Origin of the sequence: Halovivax sp. (genome assembly GCA_007119345.1) — an archaeon.
Taxonomy (GTDB): domain Archaea; phylum Halobacteriota; class Halobacteria; order Halobacteriales; family Natrialbaceae; genus Halovivax.
The window spans coordinates 1-3,840 of sequence record SKPV01000191.1 but is presented as its reverse complement, the minus strand read 5'-3'; the positions used below and the strand labels follow the sequence as shown (position 1 = coordinate 3,840).

Sequence of the window (3,840 nt, the reverse complement as noted above, 5' to 3'; positions counted from 1 at the left end):
CGACCGACGCGGACGGCGGCGAACTCGTCGGCATCGTCACCACCACCGAGCTGGCGTACTTCGTCCCGCACCTGCTCCACCGCCAGGCCGAGTCCGTGGCCGAGCGGCCGCCCCGCCGGCAGGTGCGGACCGACACGGCCTACGCGCGCGACGACTGGACCTTCGAGTACCGCGGCGCCGACGAGTCGGCGGTCTCGGTCGGCGACGTCGCGACCTTCTCGAAGCCGATCACCGCGGACGACGTCGAGGCGTTCGCCGACGCGACCGGCGACACCAACCGCCTGCACCTCGAGGACGAGTACGCCCGCGGGACCCGGTTCGGCGAGCGCATCGTCCACGGCGTGCTCGCGAACGGGCTGATCAGCGCCGCACTCGCCAGGCTGCCCGGCCTGACGATCTACCTCTCCCAGGAAGCGACCTTCCTGGCGCCCATCTCCGTCGGCGACCGGGTCACCGCGACCTGCGAGATCGTCGACGATCTGGGCGACGCCAAGTTCCGGGTCGTGACGACGGTCGAAGACGGCGACGGCGAACACGTTCTCGAAGGGGAGTCCGTCGTTCTCGTCGACCCGCTGCCCGCGGCGGCGACCGGCGAAGGCGAGGCGACGGCGTGAGTCGCTCACGTCGCTGCCCGAGGGCCTCCGCCGTGCGAGGTTCACGCCGGAGGCTCTCGGGCGACGACGTCACCGCCCGCTTCGACCCGCTCGACGGCGCCCGAGAGGCGAGCCCGAAGCCGTATGGTACCGCGATTCCACTGACGACGTATGCAGCCATCGGACGAGGGGGAATCGGCGTACGTCGACGCCGCCGACGCGTTCTCGGTGTTGGGGAACGAAACGCGAATGGCCGTGCTGGGGGCGCTCTGGGAGGCCGACGAGCCGATGACCTACGCGGAGTTGCGTCGCGAGGTGGCGCCCGACGATCGCGGAAACTTCCACTACCACCTCGGGAAGCTCGCCGACCACTTCGTGCGGAAGGTCGACGGGGCATACGAACTGCGCTTCGCCGGCGTACAGGTCGTCCGTACGGTCGTCACCGGGACCCTCACGTCGGACCCGTCGATTCCGCCGGTCGAGGTCGACACCGAGTGCGGCTACTGCGGTCGCCCCATGGAACTGTGCTACGAGGACGAGCGGATCACCCTGCGGTGTACCGACTGTGCCGAGCTCGTCGGCGGCGAGATGCCGCCCGGCGCGTTCATCCACTGTGGCTTCCCGCCGGCGGGCCTCGACGGCCGATCCCCGGACGAACTCGTGGAAGCGGCCGAAACCTTCATCGAAACCAACGCCGCACCGATGTTGAACGGCGTCTGTCCCGAGTGTGCCGGGCGAACGGCGACGACGATCAGCGTCTGCGACGACCACGCCGTCGACGAATCGGGGCTCTGTTCGGCCTGCGAGACCCGGTACGAGTCGTGGGCCGTCCTTCGGTGCCGGCAGTGTCAGTACGAACGGAAAGCGTCCATCTGGTACGCCACCCTCCACCACCCCGCGGTCGTCTCGTTCCTCTACGATCACGGTCACGAGGCGATGAGCCCGTTCCGCTCGTTCACCTCGGACCTCGCGCGGATCAAGCGGGATATCGGCGTCGAGGTCGTCGAGACCGACCCGTACCTGTTTCGCGTGATGCTGCCGATCGACGGCGAACGCCTGTCGGTCACCGTGACGGAGGAACTCGCGGTCGAGGCGATCGAACGTCACACCGCCGAGACGTGCGACGATTAGCTGTAAGATTCCGTACAGTAAATCCGTACGGGGACCGTTTTTAGCGACGAAGAATGTAACCGTTGCTAATGGATGGAGGGTTCGCCGATTTAGACGTCGAGACGGTCTGTTCGCTCCTCGGCGACGCCCGACGACGGCGGTTGCTTCGACGCCTGCACGACACCTCCGAGCCGAGGGCGACGACCGCCCTGGCACGGTCGCTCGCCGAGGAGCGCGACGCACCGGTCGATCGAATCCGAACGCAACTCGTCCACGTCGACCTACCCCTGTTGGCGGACGCCGGCGTGGTTCGGTACGAATCGAAGACGGGAGTGATCGAGCCGACCGATCGGGTCGAACTGCTGGTTTCGTGCGCGGAGACCATCGAACGGGCGGTGAAATCGACCGCCTGAGGCGACTCGCCGACCCGTGAGGGACCGTCGAGAGCGTCGAGCCGCATCGGCACCCACCGCCACCGTGGTGCGACGTCTCTCGACCACCGAAGCGGGTGCCGTCGGTACCCGCCGGCGGGGATAGCTCAGCCGAACGGGCCGCCGCCTCCGCCGCCCATGCCACCCATGCCGCCGCCACCCTGCTGCATCTGTTGCATCATCCGCTGCATCTCCTTCTCCGAGCCCATTCCCTGGAACTGTTTGATGGTCTTTTCCATCATCTTGTACTGCTGCAGGAGTTCGCGGACCGACTCCTCGCTCGTGCCCGATCCCCGGGCGATGCGCTCGATCTGGCTGGCGCCGATGGCGCGGGGGTACTCCTTCTCGGCTTCGGTCATCGAGTCCATGATCACCTGAAACGTCACCATCCGCTCTTCGGTGACCTGCATCGCGTCGTCGGGCAGCTGGTCCTTGAGCCCGCCGCCGAGGCCGGGGATCATGTCCAGAACCTGGCTCAGCGGCCCCATGTTGTTCATCGCCTCCATCTGCTTTTGCATGTCGTTCAGGGTGAAGTTCCCCTGCAACATGTCCTCGGGGTCCCAGTCGTCTTCGTCGAGGTCGGTCTGCTCCATCGCGCGCTCGACGCGCTCGGCGAGCTGGGCGAGATCGCCCATCCCCAGCAGCCGGGAGATGAAGCCCTCGGGCTCGAAGCGCTCGACGTCCTCGACCTCCTCGCCGGTGCCGAGGAAGGCGATTGACGAGTCGGTCTGGTCGACGGCGGCCAGGGCCCCGCCACCTTTCGCGGTCCCGTCGAGCTTCGTGATGACGACGCCGTCGATGCCGATCGACTCGTCGAACTGGCGGGCCTGATCCTTCGCCCCCTGGCCGATCGCCGCGTCGAGCACCAGCAGCGATGTGTCGGGCTCGACGACCCCTTCGATCTCCTCGATCTCGTCGATCAGGTCGTCCTCCAGGGCGTGGCGACCCGCGGTGTCGACGATGTGGACGTCCGCGTCGCTCGTGGCTTCGAGACCCTCGCGGGCGATTTCGACGGGATCCTCGCCGTCCGGGTCGCCGTAGAAGTCGACCTCCGCCCGCTCGGTCATCTGCTCGGCCTGATCGTAGGCGCCCGGCCGGAAGGTGTCCGTCTGGATCACGGCGGGCTTGAGCCCCTTCGTCGAGAACCACCAGGCCATCTTCGCGGCGGAGGTGGTCTTCCCCGACCCCTGGAGGCCGGCGAGCAGGATCGTCTGTTCCGAGAGCGGGAGCTCGGTCGACTCGCCGATGAGGGCGACGAGCTCCTCGTAGACGATGCGGAGGACGAAGTCCCGCGCGGGCGTGCCCGCCGGCGGCTCCTCCTCCAGGGCGCGCTCCTCGATGCTGTCCGACAGCTCCATCACGAGCGAGACGTCGACGTCGGCCGACAGGAGCGACCGCTGGATCTCCTTGACGACCTGCTCGACGTCTTCCTCGCTGATTCGGGACTTGCCGCGGAGCCCGTCGAGCGTTCCCCGCAGAGAGCTCCCGAGATCGTCGAGTACCATTTACCGGGTGTAGGAGGTGGGTATGTTAAAGGCTTTTCTCGGGCCGCGAGGATCGAGCGCAGCGAGATCCTCGGTACGGCGAGCGGGGAACGAAGTGACCCGCGGGCCGCGAGGATCGAGCGCAGCGAGATCCTCGGTACGGCGAGCGGGGAACGAAGTGACCCGCGGGCCGCGAGGATCGAGCGCAGCGAGATCCTCGGT

General features: G+C 67.7%; 4 protein-coding genes. 3 read left to right on the top strand and 1 reads right to left on the bottom strand.

The window, feature by feature from the left end; all coding sequences use genetic code 11:
* The 3 genes from QZT59_RS12835 to QZT59_RS12825 all read left to right on the top strand — a co-directional run.
* Positions 1–614 (top strand): MaoC family dehydratase (locus QZT59_RS12835; RefSeq protein ID WP_290816822.1); only part of this gene is annotated, 614 nt, incomplete at its 5' end.
* A 150-nt stretch (positions 615–764) separates the two neighbouring features.
* Positions 765–1,724 (top strand): helix-turn-helix domain-containing protein, encoded by a 960-nt coding sequence (locus QZT59_RS12830; RefSeq protein WP_290816819.1) that lies wholly within the window; start codon positions 765–767, stop codon positions 1,722–1,724.
* A 68-nt stretch (positions 1,725–1,792) separates the two neighbouring features.
* Positions 1,793–2,116 carry a hypothetical protein gene (locus QZT59_RS12825; protein WP_290816816.1) on the top strand — a complete coding sequence of 108 codons (324 nt, stop codon included), beginning with the start codon at positions 1,793–1,795 and terminating at the stop codon, positions 2,114–2,116.
* A 125-nt stretch (positions 2,117–2,241) separates the two neighbouring features.
* Here QZT59_RS12825 and QZT59_RS12820 read toward each other — a convergent pair whose 3' ends face one another.
* Positions 2,242–3,639 (bottom strand): signal recognition particle protein Srp54, encoded by a 1,398-nt coding sequence (locus QZT59_RS12820; protein ID WP_290816813.1) that lies wholly within the window; start codon positions 3,637–3,639, stop codon positions 2,242–2,244.
* Positions 3,640–3,840: the final 201 nt, after the last annotated feature.